Annotated in this window: 16 protein-coding genes; 6 read left to right on the top strand and 10 right to left on the bottom strand. The window is 36.9% G+C overall.

The window, feature by feature from the left end; all coding sequences use genetic code 11:
- Positions 1-40 precede the first annotated feature (40 nt).
- From ACSHW7_RS08390 to ACSHW7_RS08375, 4 genes are all read right to left on the bottom strand, one after another.
- Positions 41-1,279 carry a DUF1015 domain-containing protein gene (locus ACSHW7_RS08390; RefSeq protein WP_435678893.1) on the bottom strand — a complete coding sequence of 413 codons (1,239 nt, stop codon included), beginning with the start codon at positions 1,277-1,279 and terminating at the stop codon, positions 41-43.
- A 6-nt stretch (positions 1,280-1,285) separates the two neighbouring features.
- Entirely contained in the window at positions 1,286-1,741 is a 456-nt protein-coding gene (locus ACSHW7_RS08385) for a hypothetical protein (protein ID WP_435678892.1), read from the bottom strand.
- A 74-nt stretch (positions 1,742-1,815) separates the two neighbouring features.
- A complete protein-coding gene (locus ACSHW7_RS08380; protein WP_435678891.1) occupies positions 1,816-2,703 on the bottom strand; it encodes a 3-hydroxybutyryl-CoA dehydrogenase in 888 nt (295 codons plus the stop codon).
- A gap of 78 nt (positions 2,704-2,781) precedes the next feature.
- A complete protein-coding gene (locus ACSHW7_RS08375) occupies positions 2,782-3,750 on the bottom strand; it encodes a Gfo/Idh/MocA family protein (RefSeq protein ID WP_435678890.1) in 969 nt (322 codons plus the stop codon).
- Positions 3,751-4,037: 287 nt separating this feature from the next.
- Between ACSHW7_RS08375 and ACSHW7_RS08370 the strand changes: the two genes are divergently transcribed.
- Positions 4,038-4,679 (top strand): protein-L-isoaspartate(D-aspartate) O-methyltransferase, encoded by a 642-nt coding sequence (locus tag ACSHW7_RS08370; RefSeq protein WP_435678889.1) that lies wholly within the window; start codon positions 4,038-4,040, stop codon positions 4,677-4,679.
- Positions 4,680-4,740: 61 nt separating this feature from the next.
- Here the strand turns inward: ACSHW7_RS08370 and ACSHW7_RS08365 are convergent, their stop codons facing one another.
- Positions 4,741-7,224, bottom strand: coding sequence for a DUF5686 and carboxypeptidase regulatory-like domain-containing protein (locus ACSHW7_RS08365; protein WP_435678888.1), 2,484 nt, complete (start codon positions 7,222-7,224; stop codon positions 4,741-4,743).
- Between the two features lie 142 nt (positions 7,225-7,366).
- Positions 7,367-7,834, bottom strand: coding sequence for an SsrA-binding protein SmpB (smpB, locus tag ACSHW7_RS08360; protein WP_435678887.1), 468 nt, complete (start codon positions 7,832-7,834; stop codon positions 7,367-7,369).
- Positions 7,835-7,919: 85 nt separating this feature from the next.
- Here smpB and ACSHW7_RS08355 point away from each other — a divergent pair, with 85 nt between their 5' ends.
- Positions 7,920-8,636, top strand: a complete 717-nt coding sequence (locus ACSHW7_RS08355) for a DUF6503 family protein (RefSeq protein ID WP_435678886.1) — start codon at positions 7,920-7,922, stop codon at positions 8,634-8,636.
- 3 nt (positions 8,637-8,639) lie between these two features.
- Here the strand turns inward: ACSHW7_RS08355 and ACSHW7_RS08350 are convergent, their stop codons facing one another.
- Complete coding sequence (locus ACSHW7_RS08350) at positions 8,640-9,203, bottom strand: SixA phosphatase family protein (protein WP_435678885.1); 564 nt, start codon at positions 9,201-9,203, stop codon at positions 8,640-8,642.
- A gap of 208 nt (positions 9,204-9,411) precedes the next feature.
- On the opposite strand from ACSHW7_RS08350, the gene ACSHW7_RS08345 reads away from it, so the two are divergent.
- Positions 9,412-9,597, top strand: a complete 186-nt coding sequence (locus tag ACSHW7_RS08345; protein ID WP_435678884.1) for a CsbD family protein — start codon at positions 9,412-9,414, stop codon at positions 9,595-9,597.
- Positions 9,598-9,785: 188 nt separating this feature from the next.
- Here ACSHW7_RS08345 and clpB read toward each other — a convergent pair whose 3' ends face one another.
- Entirely contained in the window at positions 9,786-12,389 is a 2,604-nt protein-coding gene (gene clpB, locus ACSHW7_RS08340) for an ATP-dependent chaperone ClpB (RefSeq protein ID WP_435678883.1), read from the bottom strand.
- A 212-nt stretch (positions 12,390-12,601) separates the two neighbouring features.
- Here clpB and ytxJ point away from each other — a divergent pair, with 212 nt between their 5' ends.
- Positions 12,602-12,997 (top strand): bacillithiol system redox-active protein YtxJ, encoded by a 396-nt coding sequence (gene ytxJ / locus ACSHW7_RS08335; protein ID WP_435678882.1) that lies wholly within the window; start codon positions 12,602-12,604, stop codon positions 12,995-12,997.
- A gap of 57 nt (positions 12,998-13,054) precedes the next feature.
- Here the strand turns inward: ytxJ and ACSHW7_RS08330 are convergent, their stop codons facing one another.
- Together ACSHW7_RS08330 and fahA are read right to left on the bottom strand one after the other, a co-directional pair.
- Positions 13,055-14,239, bottom strand: a complete 1,185-nt coding sequence (locus tag ACSHW7_RS08330) for a hypothetical protein (protein ID WP_435678881.1) — start codon at positions 14,237-14,239, stop codon at positions 13,055-13,057.
- 115 nt (positions 14,240-14,354) lie between these two features.
- Positions 14,355-15,632 carry a fumarylacetoacetase gene (fahA, locus tag ACSHW7_RS08325; protein ID WP_435678880.1) on the bottom strand — a complete coding sequence of 426 codons (1,278 nt, stop codon included), beginning with the start codon at positions 15,630-15,632 and terminating at the stop codon, positions 14,355-14,357.
- A gap of 333 nt (positions 15,633-15,965) precedes the next feature.
- Here fahA and glyA point away from each other — a divergent pair, with 333 nt between their 5' ends.
- Positions 15,966-17,240 carry a serine hydroxymethyltransferase gene (gene glyA, locus ACSHW7_RS08320; RefSeq protein ID WP_435678879.1) on the top strand — a complete coding sequence of 425 codons (1,275 nt, stop codon included), beginning with the start codon at positions 15,966-15,968 and terminating at the stop codon, positions 17,238-17,240.
- A gap of 60 nt (positions 17,241-17,300) precedes the next feature.
- Positions 17,301-17,870 (top strand): GNAT family N-acetyltransferase, encoded by a 570-nt coding sequence (locus tag ACSHW7_RS08315; RefSeq protein ID WP_435678878.1) that lies wholly within the window; start codon positions 17,301-17,303, stop codon positions 17,868-17,870.
- Positions 17,871-17,878: the final 8 nt, after the last annotated feature.

Here is a 17,878-nt window from a genome sequence, read left to right as displayed (position 1 = left end):
TTATACTTTGCTACCGTTTAAAGACTACCAACTATTTCACTCAAAACTCATAAATAGTCACGCCGCTTCTTAGTTTTGGTTCTATGTAGGTGCTTTTTGGTGGCATTTTTAATCCTTGGTCTGCAATCTGTCTCATTTCCGAAGTTGTGACGGGGAGTAATCCAAATCCGACGGCAAATTCTCCCTTGTCAACAGCACTTTTTATGAAAGCCAAATCGTTTTTTCCATGTGCATAATCAATGCGTTTGTCGTTGCGAACATCGTGGATACCCAAAATGGGTTTTAGGACGGTAGTGTATAAAATGTGTGTGTCCAGCGCGTCCAGGGCATTGTCTATTTTATACGAATCTTTCCTGAGATACAACGAATAAAAATCGCCGTCAAGATACATGCTGAAATGATGTTTTTTTGAAGGTTTGTAATATTCCTGACCTCTATTTTCAATTCGGAAAATCGTGTCCAACTGTATTAAAAATTCTTCTTTTTTAAGTCCGTTTAAATCTGAAATGAGTCTGTTAAATTCATAGATTTTTAAATCACTTTCGGGAATTAAATAACTCATAAAAAAGTTATATGCTTCTTCGCCTGTGTGTTTTTTATTTTCTTCTTTTAATTTTTTCGCCAACAAATAAGATGATGAACTGCGGTGATGGCCATCTGCGATGTATAATATTTTCATTTCAGAAAAAAGGGCAGAAATTTCAGAAATCAAACCTTTATCTGCTACGGGCCATAAATAGTGGGTGTCGCGGTAGGTGGTAGTGAATTCGTACTCAGCTCTTGTTTCCATCACTTTTGAGATAATCTTTTCCAACGTGTCATTATCGGGATAGGTGAGGAGTACGGGTTCAGCATTAAATCCCACTGTTTTGAGATACTCCACAAAAATAGTCTCTTTATATTCTAAAGTGTCTTCGTGTTTTTTAATGATGTCATCTTCATAATCCTGCGCGCTCGCCGCGGCAACAATACCGTTGAATTCGAGTCCGTCGCGATTGACAATTTTATAAATATAAAAGCAAGGTGTTTCATCTTGTATGAAATATTCGTCCTCTTTAAATTCTTGATATCGATTACGAACCAACTTATAACGCTGCGCACCACTTGTTACTTGCTGATATTTATATCCCGGATTCACAATGTGCAAAAATGAAAACGGATTGTCCCGGAGCCTAGCTTCTACTTGTTCTGGCCTATAGCTGTCATAAGACCTCGCAGCAATAAGACTTACCTTATCTCGCGTGGGACGTACTGCTCTAAATGGAATTATTTTTGCCAAATGTTGTTATTTCTTTTTATGTTTTCTATAATACTTTTTTAAATATTTAAGTTCTTTTTTTTCAACGCCAGCGATTGGATTATTTCTGTTGCATAAAGTTGTTGAGATGTTATCTCCTAATCCGTTTGCATATACGAGGTATGTTTGCCCTAAAGTAAACTCATAACCACAGCTCGCACTATCTGCATAAGATTTTACCTTAATCGTTTTTGTATCAGGCACACCTTTATATTGTTTTACAACCTCAAATGTGTAATTGATTTCTTCAAATGAAGAGCGTATTTCAGAATTATTTTCCTTTTCTATGTTGACAACGAGACCAGAAAAAATATAAGAGCCTCTTTCAAAACTCTCGGCAACTTTTTCTTTCAAAGAATTAGATTCTTCAGCACAAGTACATGCAATTGATTGCTGAAATATTAATCCTATAGCAAATACGAGTAGTAATTTTAACTTGTTCATAATTAGGTTTTTAGAGTTTATAATTATAGGTAAATGTACGACTTATGCGCCTATAATTGTAAAGCTAAAGACTATCAAATAAACATCTTAGCAACAACTTCTGCTTTTCTGTTTTCTGAGTAATCATAAAAACCTTTACCACTTTTAGCTCCTTTTTTTCCTGCCATTACCATATTTACAAGGAGAGGGCAAGGAGCATATTTTGGGTTTTTAAAACCATCGTACATCACGTTCAAAATAGAAAGACATACGTCAAGTCCTATAAAATCTGCCAAAGCGAGTGGGCCCATTGGGTGTGCCATTCCTAGCATCATTACTGTGTCAATTTCCTTTACGCCTGCAACACCATTGTATAACGTTTCGATAGCTTCATTGATCATGGGCATCAAAATACGATTGGCAACAAAGCCGGGGTAGTCGTTTACTTCAACAGGGACTTTGTCTAATTTCTTAGAAAGTTCCTCAACTGTTTTGTACGTTTTGTCACTGGTGCTATAGCCCTTAATGATTTCAACCAATTTCATAATCGGCACTGGATTCATAAAATGCATTCCAATCACCATTTCTGGACGTGACGTAACTGCAGCAATTTGTGTAATGGATATTGACGATGTATTACTCGCAAGAATTGTTTCTGCTGGGCAAAATTCTTCAAGACTTCTAAATATTTTTAATTTAAGGTCAAGATTTTCGGTGGCAGCTTCTACGACTAAATCGGCTTTTTCCACGCCAGCTTTCATATCTGTAAACGTTGAAATGTTTTGTAACGTTTCGGCTTTGCCAGCTTCGGTTATTTTTTCTTTTGCTACCATTCTGTCTAGATTTTTGGCTACAGTGTCCAATCCTCTGTCAAGTGATGCTTGCGAAATATCAATCAAATTAACTTTATATCCTTTTTGTGCAAATGTGTGAGCAATCCCGTTACCCATTGTTCCCGCACCTATAACTGCAATGTTTTTCATATTCATTCTCCCGATTTTTGAATCGGGATATTTTTAAATTATTAATTTTTTAACCCCTCTCTCTCAAGGGTGAGGGTGTTAAATCTCACTAAAATTCTCAATCACCAACATTGCTACGCGTAAAGCTTCAGCACCTTGTGTTAATGAAACTTCTGGAACTCTATTATGTTTAATTGCTTCGGCAAAACTGTCAAGTTCGTCAAGAATAGCATTGTTTCCGGCAACTTCCGGATTATCAAAATAGATTTGTTTTTTTATACCTTCGGCATTGGTGAGCACCATTGCAAAATCGTCTGGATTTTTGGGGGCATCTTTCATCTTCACCACTTCACATTTCTTCTCTAAAAAGTCCACCGAAATATAGGCATCCTTTTGAAAGAAACGTGCCTTGCGCATTTTCTTCATCGAAATTCTGCTCGCCGTTAAATTCGCAACACAACCGTTTTCAAACTCAATACGTGCGTTTGCAATATCTGGCGTATCGCTAATGACCGAAACACCACTCGCATGCACATTTTTAACCTTGCTTTTTACTACGCTTAAAATGGCATCAATATCGTGAATCATCAAATCCAAAACTACCGAAACATCTGTTCCGCGAGGATTAAAATCTGACAACCGGTGTGCCTCAATAAACATGGGGTTTTCAATCATATGATTTACCGCCATAAACGCAGGATTAAAGCGTTCCACCTGTCCCACTTGTCCGCGCACGCCGTGCTTTTTAGCTAAATCTCTAATAGCATCTGCCTCGGCAACCGTGTTTGTTATCGGCTTTTCTATAAAGAGATGTTTACCGGCTTTTATGACCTTTTCGGCACACTTAAAGTGCTGTATAGTGGGGGTTACAACATCCACCATATTGCAGGCATCGATGAGCGCTTCCATAGTGGGGAAACTTTTGTAACCCAACTCGGCCTCAATGATTTTCGCTGCCTCTTGATTTGCATCATAAAAGCCCACCAATTCGTAGTTCGTGGACTGCTTTAATAACTTTAAATGAATTTTGCCTAAGTGCCCTGCACCCAAGACTCCTGCTTTTAACATGCGCTCGTGTTTTCTACAAATGTACGAGAATGCGAGGGAGTTTAAAAGGAGGATTTGTTAGAAATATTACAATTCCATAATGCATTTATTTTAAAGAGTGAAAAGTAGAGATGAGTTCTTTCTTCGGAACTTTTAAGACTGAAAGTAATGGTTGATGTTTGAAGTTTTTTTATTTAATTAAAGATTTATATTATCTAGGATTTTATATTTTCTATTTTACAATTTAGAAAAAATCTTGAATTAGTTTGTTTTTTCTATTATTTTGCAATCACTCAAAACCTCCCAAATTGAAAGACACTTTTACTCATCAAGGCATGCGAAAGCGGCTGGTGGAAACACTTAAGAAGAAAGGAATTACCAATCCAGATGTGCTGGCTGCGGTAAATAAAATTCCCCGTCATTTATTTATGGATAGTAGTTTTATTGGTCACGCGTATGTGGATAAAGCGTTCCCCATTGCAGCAGACCAAACTATCTCACAACCCTATACCGTAGCACGACAAACAGAATTACTGGAAGTAAAAAGAGGTGATAAAATTCTTGAAATAGGCACGGGGAGTGGCTATCAAACAGCTGTATTATTGGAAGTAGGAGCGACCGTGTATAGCATAGAACGCCAAAATGAACTCTTCAAAAAAACAAAACTGTTCCTCCCAAAATTGGGCTATCGGCCTAAAAAATTAATCTTTGGAGATGGCTACAAAGGGTTAGAGAGCCAAGCTCCTTTTGACGGAATCATTGTAACTGCGGGAGCCCCTTTTGTTCCAAAACCTTTGTTGTCCCAATTAAAAGTGGGAGCGAAACTTGTTATTCCCGTGGGAGATAAAGTACAAATCATGGAAGTTTACACACGTACATCACCCACTGAGTTTAGTAAAGAGGAATTTGGTGAGTTTAGGTTTGTGCCTTTATTGGAGAATAAGAATTGAGGGTTTTCTCCGTAGCGGAGGTTTCGATTGCGCTCAACCAGACGATTTTTAAAGTTTCAATTTACAATCCCAACAAATCCAAAAATTTCAAACCAAAAACAAATGCGCCGTCTTGCACTCCGTTGTAGTTGGAGCGCACATAGTCCACACGTAGTAAGCGATACACCCCAAAACCTAGATTGTCAACACCTACCGAAAATTCGGAGTAGGGTTTTCTGTCTTGTGTTGCTAGAACATGAGCGCCTACAACAAGATTAAAGTTTAGCTGATTGATGCCAGGAATTTTTCCTAAAATCCAACCTCTAAAATCGTGCTCCATGTGTCCTTCTAAATAGCTTTTGTTGGTACTTAAATCATAATAGGGCAAGAGGTTGAAAGTGTTTGTGTAATTCGGTGAAGTTCCAACTCTAGTTTGGTTTCCGTTGAAATGTTGATAATCCACAAAAGATATATCATCGCCATTAAAAAAAGTTCCTCCTTTAACGCGATAGTAAAATTCTCCTTTATTTCCGAGGCCAAAATCCTGATACAATTCGCCGCTCAACTGACTGAAATTATAATCGCTATCTGAAGCGCCTAATCCATTTTCAAATCGTATTGTGAGTCTTGGATACAATTCGTTGCCTATATTAAATTTCATATCTGGATTTGAAAAATACTTTTGTCCAAATGTAATCCGAAATGCAATGTCACTTTTTAATATTGAGTGCTCCTCAATCGCGGGATTTGTGAAATCTGTAGGTGCCAGCGGGTTATTTGAGGTGTAACTCACGTCGCTGCCATTGTTTATATAATAGTGGTCTGAATTGTTGAATACGGGACTTCTGTTTTCATGGCCTACGCGCACACGTGTTTCAAGTCCGTTAAATAATTCTTGCTGATACTCTAAGCGAGCAAAATCAAGTTTGTATAGTTTCATATAATTACGTTCAAAAAATAGCGTAGAAATACTGTTGATTAAAGGCGAAATGGGTTCACTGGAATTAAACTGTTCTAATTTACTTCCGCCGGAAAGTGAAAATCGAAGATTGTTTTTTCGATTAAAGTTTTTTGTGATTCGGCCTTGAAACCTCAATTTGTCTTCATCAATTCCGTAGGTTGCATTTAATGATGCTGCAATCCAATTGGTTTGGTTTTCATTGTACCATTTAAAGAAACTCAATCCAGCGTTACTATTGTATCCTTGAACAGTATTAAAGGCAATTCCCGGAACAGGGCCTTCATAGCTCAATCTCCATTTTTCGTAACTTTCTGTATAGGTATATCCCAATAAAGGCGCAGTGAAACTAAATTTATTCGACATATTATCTATCGAATCTAAATAAGGTTTTGAGCGTCGCAGGGTTTGCAGACTGTCTTTTTTAATATAGTCATTCAATTCCTCATTTGTCAAAGGGACAGGGCGCGTTCCTTTCCAGAAAAGGCTATCTTTTTTATTGGCTTCAGGTTCAAACGAAAGTACTTCGTTGCTAAAACTGTCTTTATCAAAATTGGGTTCGAAATCGTAATTGCTGTAATTACAGATGTAGTGGCCTTCGCCATTGAGACCCATAAATCCAAAACCAAAATCAATCGTTTGCGATAATTTTACCCAAAAGTCATAATCCTTATCGTATTTAAAATTCTGTTTAAAGACAATCTCTTTAATAAAGGGGACTTGAATAGCGCTTCCGGTAGTTTTTATTTCCACACCATAGAGCTGCCAATCATCTTCCACGATATAAATTTGCCCACTAAAAACGCGGTCTTTTGGTCTTTTTGGGATAACGATAATTTTATTGATGAGCTTCCCATTTTCGTAAAAAACGCCATCCAACTTGTAATCATAATAACTCAGTGCATTATTGGCAATAGGAGATACAATAGCTGCTCTTAAATCAATGGTGTTTTCGTAAAACGAAAATGTAGATTCCTGTGCACTATTAAAACTGAAACCATTATCCCTTCCGCTTACTTTACTGGCAATGATTCTCTCGTTGAAGTCATTGGGTTGCTGGTAGGATATTTTTGAAATCGTTTCAGAAAGATAAATAATCCCACTACGTGTAGAATCGAGCGCGCCTTCGAGATTGCCCACTTCCTGTCCAAGAATTTTTTCGGGGACATCTTTTACTTTCCATAATCCTCGCGAATAGAAATCTGCTGTGTATTCGCTTATTTTTTCAAGATTCTCTTTTCGTTGTGCAATGGTTGCTCTAATAATACGATACGCAGGGTCTTCACTGCTGTTTATTACAACCTCGTCAAGGCTTGTGGTTTCTTCTTTCAGCGTAATGTTTAAAATATATGGAAAAGACTCTATGTTGACCTCTTTGGTCACTTTTGTATAGCCAAGATATTGAACAATTATAATGTACTTGCCTTCGCGTCCCACGTTGAGTTCAAAATTTCCGTCATCGTTTGTAGTTGTGCCGGTGTATGTATTTTGCACATAGACATTAACGTTGGCTAGCGGTGCTTTTGAAGTGTCGGTCACCTTACCAACGATTTGGGCTTCGGAAACGAGACTAACGAGAAACAGTAAAACAAAAAATAATCTTTTCATAAGCATATCTATGGCATAACGAAGATACACACAGCAAGTTGCTTTTGAAAAATTTTTAAAATAGTTTTAACTAGTGGGATTATTAAAACAAAATCTTAGTCTAATTCTACGTCCTTCAGCGCAGCGGTCTTACATCTAACTTTTAATTATTAAAACTCTTTTTAATTCTATCCAGATTACGCTTGCTATCTCTATCTTTTATGGAATCTCTTTTATCAAATTCACGTTTACCACGGCAGAGCGCGATTTGCACTTTGGCAAGTCCTTTATCGTTTGTGAAAAGGAGCAAAGGCACAATCGTAAGTCCAGATGCCTTTACAGATTTTTCAAGTTTTTTAAGTTCGGAGCGATTGAGCAACAATTTGCGTTCGCTTTTTGGATTATGGTTAAAATGCGTAGCGTGCGAGTATTCCTGCACAGTCATATTAATGACGAACAGTTCGCCTTTTTCATTAAATTCGCAAAAACTCTCAGCAATAGAAGCTTTTCCTTCGCGAATAGCTTTTATTTCAGTTCCAGCAAGCACAATACCTGCGACGTATTTATCGAGTATTTCATACTCAAAACGAGCTTTCCTATTTTTTATCTTTACATTTTTCTGTAATGCCATAGCACAAAAATAGAACTAATAGTTTATAATGCTAAAAAACTAACATAACTTTAGGCTGCTGAAATGTTAGCCGAAATATAAAACAATGAAATACCTTTTATCCATTATCCTTTTTACAGGCATTATATCTTGTGCAACTACCGAAGAAAAACTCACCGCACAACAAATTATCGACAAAGCAATTGAAACTGCTTGCAACGGAAATTGCGAGCGCGCCACCGTAGATTTTGAATTCAGAAACAATAAATATCAAAGTATTCGAGATGGAGGAAATTATACCTATAGCAGAGTTGTCCAAGATAGTGTTTCGGTAATAAAAGATGTATTAACAAATACAAATTTCCGAAGAACGATAAACGATACTGTTGTTAAAGTAGCAGATGGTGTGAACTCGGTACATTATTTTTCCCAGTTGCCGTATGGCTTAAATGCGCCAGCGGTAAATAAAAAATTAGTGGGAGAAGTTGTTATAAAAGGTGCACCGTATTATAAAATTGAAGTAACTTTTAAGGAAGAAGGGGGCGGGACAGATTTTGATGATGAGTTTATGTTCTGGGTGCACAAAACAAATTTTACGGTCGATTATTTAGCGTACCGCTACGCCGTAAATGGTGGTGGAATTAGATTTAGAGAAGCCTATAATCCACGTTTCATTGAAGGAATTAGATTTGTCGATTACAATAATTACAAACCTGAAAGCCTTGAAGTTTCGCTTACGCAACTTGATACATTATTTGAGCAAAACAAACTCAAACTCCTCTCAAAAATAGAAACCGAAAATGTGCGTGTAACGCTTAATTAACCTCTAGTTAACTTCTTTTACTTCTGCCGTGGCTTTTGTTCCTTTGAAGGTAACGACGTATAAATTGTTGTAATCGTCATCATCAATATCGCTATATTTTTCTTCTCCAATCATTTTATTTACCATTTGCGGAATGGTATTACTGTGACCCACAATAACAACATTTTGCCCTTGTACTTTTTTTAGAAAATCATTGTCAAAAAGCTGGCCGGGATAATAGATTTCTGCTGAAATATCCTTATCACGTGCGAGATAAAATATGGTGTGCATCGTTCTATCGTAATTTGTTGTGTAGATAGCGTTAACAGTTTCATTACTAAAGTATTCTGCCCAATTTTCAGCACGTTTTTTTCCTTCTTCAGTTAGAGGTGGGTCATTTTTATCACCGTTAATTGTGTCTTTATCTGCATGTCTCATTAGGTAAAATGTGGTAACAGTTGATTCTGGGATTTTTAAATCCTCTTTTATGGCTTCCGCAGTTACGTCACCCTCATTTTGATTCGCTTTTTTTTCTTGGCAAGACACGCTAACAAAAGCTAATAATAAAATATATGCCCAATTTTTCATGTGTGAGATTTTTTGATTCATATTTCAGAATTTGTAATTTCTGAAATTCAAAAATACAAGAAATTTTTTGTCGAAGTCAATAAATAGGTTGACTAAAGGTTTTAATAAAATTATAACAATTGGAGAGTATTTATTAGCATTTGGTTAATACAGTTTCGATACAAGCAATCATATCTTTATATTATTAATAATTTAAAACAATATAGCTATGAATAAGTTAGAATTAAAAGGTAAATGGAACCAAATTAAAGGAAAAGCCAAAGAACAATATGGTATGACTTTTAATGATGATGAAGAATTTTCTGAAGGTCAATATGACAAGCTTGTAGGAAAAATGCAAGAAAAAACTGGAAAAGTAAAAGAAGACATTGAAAAAGAAATAGCAAGTTGGTAATAATCCAAATGCTATTTAGAAAAGCCACTAAAATTATAATTTTAGTGGCTTTTTTTATTTACTATAAAAAACCTCCAGTATTTTAAAATACTGGAGGTCAACCAACCAAATATGAAACCGAGTGTTTTTTTTTCCTTTGCACGTCGAGACATGCTTCAGAAAAGAGGTACACCCAAAACCTCATTTTATTAACTATTAACTAGGTCGTTTTGATTTCTGAAAACTAACTTTGAATCAAAACTATCCAGTAGAATGATACTATCTGTAGTCACCTTTCCCGAAAGAATTTCCTTTGAAAGTTCATTCAGAACTTCTTTTTGAATCACTCTTTTTACAGGTCTTGCGCCAAATTGTGGGTCAAACCCTTTTTCAGAAAGATACTTAACAGCTTCCTCAGTCGCATCCAGTGTAATTCCTTGTTTTGAAAGCATTTTTGAAACTCCTTTTAATTGAAGTCCCACGATTTTCTTAATGTCTTCTTTGGTTAAAGGAGTAAACATAATGATGTCATCGATTCGGTTTAAAAATTCTGGTCTTACCATTTGTTTAAGTAATCCGAGGACTTCTACTTTTGCACCCTCCATTGCCATGTCAGGGTCTTTGATGGTTTCAAATTTTTGCTGGATTATTTCACTACCCATGTTACTGGTCATGATTATAATCGTGTTTTTGAAATCGGCAATACGACCTTTATTATCTGTCAATCTACCTTCATCAAGTACTTGTAATAGAATATTAAAAGTATCTGGATGCGCCTTTTCAATCTCATCTAACAAGACCACTGAATACGGTTTTCTCCGAACGGCTTCCGTCAATTGTCCGCCTTCATCATACCCCACATATCCTGGAGGTGCGCCCACCAAACGACTCACGCTATGGCGTTCTTGGTATTCGCTCATATCTATCCTTGTCATGGCACTATCATCATCAAATAAATAAGCGGCCAGCGCTTTTGCGAGTTCGGTTTTACCTACTCCCGTTGTACCTAAAAACAGGAAACTACCCAACGGTTTTTTAGGGTCTTGCAATCCAGCTCTGCTTCTTCGTACAGCGTCACTAACAGCGACTATAGCTTCTTCTTGTCCCACAACTCTTTTGTGAAGTTCTGTTTCAAGTTTAAGTAGTTTTTCACGGTCACTTTGTAACATTTTAGTTACTGGTATTCCAGTCCATTTTGCAACAACTTCGGCGATGTCTTCGTAGGTAACTTCTTCCTTGATTAAAGAGTTCCCAGTTTGTTTTTCAGCAAGCTGTTCTTCTAAAGCTGAAAGTTTTTCTTGCGTCTCTTTAATTTTTCCGTATCTAATTTCGGCTACTTTACCAAAATCTCCATCACGCTCCGCACGTTCTGCTTCGAGTTTGTAATTTTCAATTTCGGTTTTTAAATTCTGAACATTTTCAACGACTTCCTTTTCACTTTTCCATTTTGCGTTCAGTTCATTACGCTCTTCTTTTAGATTCGCTAGGTCGCTTCTTAAACTTTTCAACTTTGTTTCATCATTCTCACGTTTGATGGCCTCAATTTCAATTTCTAGTTGCATTACCTTGCGGTCAAGTACATCTAATTCTTCTGGCTTACTGTTTATTTCCATTCGCATTTTACTAGCGGCTTCATCCATCAAATCAATAGCCTTATCCGGTAAAAAGCGATTGGTAATATAACGTTGCGACAACTCAACTGCAGCTATAATTGCTTCGTCTTTGATGCGTACTTTGTGGTGCGCTTCATATTTTTCTTTGATTCCGCGTAGAATTGAAATGGCGCTTTCTGTATCGGGTTCGTCCACAATTACTTTTTGAAAACGACGTTCCAAAGCTTTGTCTTTTTCAAAATATTTTTGATACTCATCAAGTGTAGTCGCACCTATTGCGCGCAACTCTCCACGCGCCAATGCAGGCTTTAAAATATTTGCTGCATCCATTGCTCCTTGTCCGCCACCTGCGCCTACAAGTGTGTGAATCTCGTCAATAAATAATACGATATCCCCATCGCTTGAAGTCACTTCTTTAATGACCGCTTTTAATCTTTCTTCAAATTCTCCTTTGTATTTTGCTCCGGCAATCAATGCTCCCATGTCTAGAGAATACACTTCTTTTGTCTTTAAATTTTCAGGCACGTCACCATCCACAATCCGGTGCGCAAGTCCTTCGGCGATGGCAGTTTTACCAGTACCAGGTTCACCTACGAGCATTGGGTTATTTTTGGTTCGTCTTGTTAAAATTTGAAGGATTCTGCGTATTTCTTCGTCACGACCAATTACAGGGTCAAGTTTTCCATCGCGCGCCAATTGGTTTAAATTTCTTGCGTATTTGTTAAGTGCGTTGTATGTTTCTTCAGCACTCTGAGAAGTCACGCGGTCACCTTTCCGAAGTTCTTCAATAGCAGCTTTTAATCCTTTTTCAGTGACGCCCTGATCCTTTAATGTCTGGGCTATGTTACTTTTTGAATTAAAAATTGCCAGCAATAAATGTTCTACGGAAACGTATTCATCATTCATTTTCTTAGCGATGATACTCGCATCATTCACAGTACTTGAAGCCGAACGTGATAGCATAATATCGCCACCCGAAACTTTTGGGAAACTCTCTAGTTGCTTGTCCAAGATTTGTTGCAATATTGGTACGTTTACATTTAGCTTTTTCAATAAAAACGGAATTACATTTTCGTCCACTTCAAAAATGGCTTTTAAAATGTGTTCATTTTCTATTTGCTGATGACCATACCCTTGCGCAAGCTGTTGCGCCTGCTGTATGGCCTCTTGACTTTTTATGGTATAATTGTTAAAATTCATATTTTATATATTTTTCTGAAACAGATTCAATCCCTCTCAGTGTTTGTTCTTGTTAATTTCAGAAGGTATTTTTCAAAAGGCAAGCCAATCCATTAAAAAGACAAAATGTCTGTAAAAACTTTGTTTTTAACCGACAAAATGACGGATTGATACTTTAATATAACATTCAGAAAAATCAAGACAGTAGATTGTATATTTGTAAAAAAAGAAAAATGGGATTATTAGATAAATTTAAAAAGACGGCAAGCGACATCGCAAAAGAAGAAATCGTTGAGGTGCCGTGGCATGTTCTTTCTGAAATGAAACAACTTGATGAAATAACAGAAGAATCAAAATCCACTCCCGTAGCCATTTTTAAACATTCGACCACCTGCGGAATAAGCAGAATGGTCTTACGAAATTTTGAGAGAGGATATACTTTAAATGATAACCAAATTAAGTTGTATTTCTTGGATTTAAAAGCAAACCGAGATGTCTCGAACGAAGTGGCTTCTAGGTTTCAAGTGATTCATCAAAGCCCACAACTTATAGTGATAAAAAATGAGACAGCGGTTTTTAATGAGTCCCACCATTCCATTCAAGCGGCAGATTTAGAACGATTTGTCTAATATTTGAAAGCATAAAAAAAGACTCCTTCTTGGAGTCTTTTTTTTATGTGAGCTTTTTTATCGAAATCCATTGCTTTTCAAAATATCTTTCAATCTTAATTTTAAATCTTCACCCACATCAAAAACCATTTGTTCGCTCGATGGGAACGGAATGTAGTTATTGTTTAAAAACTTTCGGTCTTCTGAAGTCAAGGCGCGTTTATCGCCTCTAAATTTTGCGAATAAGTTTTCAAAAACAAATTCGCTTGCCATTGGGTATCTATTCAAAATTCTATTGCTAACCAAATCATTATAGACTACATCACCGCCAATTAGTGCAGCTTTAGTTTGTGTGGTATAAGTCACTCGTGCATTTACAGTGATATATTTGTCAACTTTAATATCATTGCCAAGGCTGTCTTTTCTAACATTTCCGTTTCGGTCATACAGATATTCCCATCCATCTTTTATGCGCTTGCTTCTTCGTTCTTCAACTTCACTCAATCGTTCTGGAGCGACTGAAATTTCTCTAATATCAAAATCAACCCCAAAATTATAATCAATATCTCTTTCCTTTACAGCGTGATATTGCGTCCAGAAATCATCCAATCCGTAGGTGTTGAAATCAAGCAAATCACGTTCTAATCGCAATGGGATTATTTGACCGCTTCTATTATTGAGTCGCACGTGGACAAAATCGGTTCCATAAAAACGAGCATCGCCTCTTAATTGAGCAACGTCTTTATAATTGGACTGAATTTCAGCGATATCACAATAAATATTATAGGCCGTTCTATAATCATCTATAGTTTGTCGGTTCATGTAAATGTCAGCCTCTTGATAGAGAGCTTTTAAATAATTTTCTTTAGCAAGTAGTATATCGTTGCTATAGTCCTTCATTTTAAAGTTGGCATTCCTATTTAAAGAAGAACTGTATAGTGGAAGTAATGGCCGTATCGTATTTTGATAATACTCCATGTTTTGATAGGTGTAATAAATCTTTCTTGCTGCTTGAGGCGTGTTTTGTTTTTTTAGGAAAGAAATGCTTCGGGTATCCTCATCAATGGCTTTTGCAAATGCTTGTTCAAGTAAAATAATACGAGCGTCGTTTTTTTCAGCAGATCTATCTTTTTGAAGTTTCTTTACGGCAAGCTCTATGGCCTGTTCGTATTCACCCTCATTAAGTAATCGCATGTTTCGCTTTGTACTATTGCAACTAGCGAATAGAAAGGCAACAATAACTATTGTCGTAAAATTTCTCATAACTCAAAGGTATTGGTTATGTTTTTAACATTTCAATTGGTGTGCCAAAAAAAATAGCACACAAAGAACAAGATTTTTGTGTGCTAAATATTTCAGCTTAAAATGCTTCTTTATGTTACATCAATGCCGATAAAACTTTTCCGTCACATTCTCCAAAACCTATTCTCAAGCCGTCTTTTTCACAATATGCTCTCATGATAACAGTGTCGCCATCATTTACAAATTTGCGATCAGAGCCATCACTAAGTTTAATTGGATTTTGACCTCTCCAAGTTAATTCTAACATTGAGCCGTAGCTGTCTTTTGTGGGGCCCGAGATTGTTCCGCTCCCCATCATATCGCCACTGCGCACGTTGCAACCATTTACCGTGTGATGTGTTAATTGTTGCGCCATCGACCAATACATATATTTAAAGTTTGAATTTGCCACCACGGTTTCTTCGCCGCCTTCAGGTTTGATTCCAACTTGTAAATTAATATCAAAATTCATCTTTCCGTGTTGTTCAAGATACTGTAAAGGTGCTGGGTCTTGCGCAGGACCTTCCGTTCTAAAAGGCTCAAGAGCATCCAGTGTTACAATCCAAGGCGAAATCGTGGATGCAAAACTCTTTCCTAAAAAGGGTCCTAATGGTACATATTCCCATGCTTGTATGTCTCTAGCACTCCAGTCGTTAAATTGAACCAATCCAAAAATATAATCCTCAGCTTCACTAATGTCAACACGTTTTCCAAGGTCATTGGCAGCCGTTGTGATAAAAGCCATTTCCAATTCAAAGTCCAACAATTTTGAAGGCCCAAATCCAGGCACACCATCATCTCCAGGTTTCATCTGTCCCACTGGTCTGCGAACTGGTGTTCCACTAGGGATTATCGATGAACTTCTACCGTGATACCCTATTGGTATTCGAAGCCAATTGGGCAACAATGCATTTTCTGGATCTCTAAAAAGTGACCCCACGTTGGTTGCGTGTTCTTTACTGGCATAAAAATCTGTATAATCACCAACATCCACAGGGAGTTGCATTTCAATTTCATTGAGCTTAAAAAGTATTTTACTGCAATGCGCTCTATTGGTTTGTAGCTCATGATTTCCTTTTAGGAAAATATCACTAATTCTATTTCTCACCAAACGCCAAGTTTTACGGCCATCTGCAATAAAGTCGTTGAGGCTGTCTTGCAGAAAAATATCATCTGTCAAATCAATTCCTTTGAAGTAGCCCAATTGGTGCAACGCTGCAAGGTCTATTGCAGTATCGCCTATTCGGGTACCAATGGTAATGATATCGTCACGGGTTAAAAATACACCAAACGGAATATTTTGTATCGGGAAGTCGCTGTTCTCAGGAACATCGATCCACGTTTCTCTTTTTGGGTTGTTAGCGATTAAGGGCATAGTGTTTATTTTCTGTTAGTAAAATACACATCAAATATATAATTTTAAGAATAGGTCACGTATGGATTTGGTATTTTTGGAAGAAATTAACAGTATCATAATTTTATACCGTTTTTTGGTTTCTGAAATTTTAAATTCAAAGGGTTTTTCTTCGGAAATTTTAAACATTTGAGATATTAAAAACCATGAAAAATTTGAGACAACGGATTTTTAAATTTTAGAATTTCCGAAGCTTTTCTGAAACATAAAAATAAAGCAAAAGCACATTCTTGGAACCTTAAAATTTCCGAAGTGCCCAAAAATAAATCGAACAATTAAAAATTATCGCACCCTATGAAACGTGACGAACAAATATTTGAATTAATCCAAGCAGAGCACGAACGCCAACTCGACGGACTAGAATTAATCGCTTCCGAAAATTTTGTGAGCGACCAAGTAATGGAAGCGGCAGGCTCAGTCTTGACAAATAAATATGCCGAAGGATACCCGGGAAAGCGCTACTACGGTGGTTGCGAGATTGTGGATGAGGTAGAGCAAATTGCGATTGATAGAGCGAAGGCGCTTTTTGGTGCAGCGTATGCAAACGTACAGCCTCACAGTGGTTCGCAAGCAAACACAGCAGTGTTTCATGCTTGTTTAAAGCCTGGGGATAAATTTTTAGGTTTTGATTTATCGCACGGAGGTCATTTAACGCACGGATCGCCCGTTAACTTTAGTGGGCGTTTATACTCGCCCGTATTTTACGGTGTAGAGGAAGCAACAGGAATGCTCGATTATGATAAAATTGAAGCCATCGCAATCAAGGAACAACCTAAAATGATTATCGCTGGTGCTTCTGCCTATTCTCGAGAAATTGATTATAAACGTTTTAGGGAAATTGCAGATAAAGTGGGGGCTATTTTATTGGCAGATATCGCGCATCCAGCAGGTTTAATAGCCAAAGGAATTATTGCAGACCCAATTCCGCATTGTCATGTGGTAACTACTACAACGCACAAAACGTTACGCGGACCTCGTGGTGGAATGATTTTAATGGGTAAAGATTTTGAGAATCCATTTGGAATAACCTTAAAAAACGGAAAGAAGAGAATGATGTCTTCGCTTTTGGATAGCGGTATTTTCCCTGGAAATCAAGGCGGGCCTTTGGAGCACATTATCGCAGCAAAGGCAATTGCTTTTGGCGAAGCGTTGACAGATGAGTTTTTACATTATATGATTCAGGTGAAAAAAAATGCATCAGTAATGGCGCAGGCTTTTGTAGCTAAAGATTATAAAATAATTAGCGGCGGGACAGACAATCACATGATGCTTATAGACCTTCGAAATAAAAACATCACAGGTAAACAAGCCGAAGAAGCCTTAGGAAAAGCAGATATTACCGTAAATAAAAATATGGTTCCGTTTGATGATAAATCTCCTTTTGTTACTAGCGGAATAAGAATAGGAACTGCGGCAATCACAACAAGAGGAATGAGAGAAGATGAAATGCAGGGCATTGTAGATTTAATTGATGAGGTAATCATGAACCACGAAGATGAAGCAAAGTTGGAAGTAATTGCAGTTAAAGTGAATGCTATGATGGAAGGGAAGCCTTTATTTAAGATGTAGTTTTAAATTTATTTTTATAAGGCTTCAATAATTTTTTTGAAGCCTTTTTATTTTCGGCCAATGAGAACGATTTTACCAATAGAAACACAACGACTAATAATCCGTAAGATAGAAATGAGCGATGCGCCATTTTTTGTCGAGCTTTTTAATTCGAAAGGGTGGATTGAGTTTATCGGAGACCGAAATATTAAATCGGTTGAAGATGCTGAGAAAATATTAAAGGAAAAATATCTGCCTAGTTATTCTGAAAATGGTTTTGGCTTTTATATTGTTTTAGAGAAAAATAGTCAAAAGCCTATTGGCACTTGTGGTGTTTATAAGAGACCAAATCTTGAACATCCAGATTTAGGATTTGCATTTTTGGATAGCGAGACGGGGAAGGGGTATGGCTTCGAATCTAGCAGAGCTGTGTTGGATTATGTTATTTTAAATTTTGAGGTAAAGGAATTTTACGCTTTTACCTTGAGGACAAATCCGCGGTCCATCAATTTATTAGATAAATTAGATTTCGACGAAAATGGGACATACCAACATGAAGGTAGTGAAGAAGAACTTCTTTTATTCTCTGTTAAATACTTCAATACTGAATTGAGAAAAATACTTCCATCGCCTCAAACATACTGGAGATGATATACTTG

Source organism: Patiriisocius sp., from assembly GCF_051252435.1.
GTDB lineage: Bacteria > Bacteroidota > Bacteroidia > Flavobacteriales > Flavobacteriaceae > Patiriisocius.
This window is presented reverse-complemented; position numbering and strand designations above follow the sequence as displayed.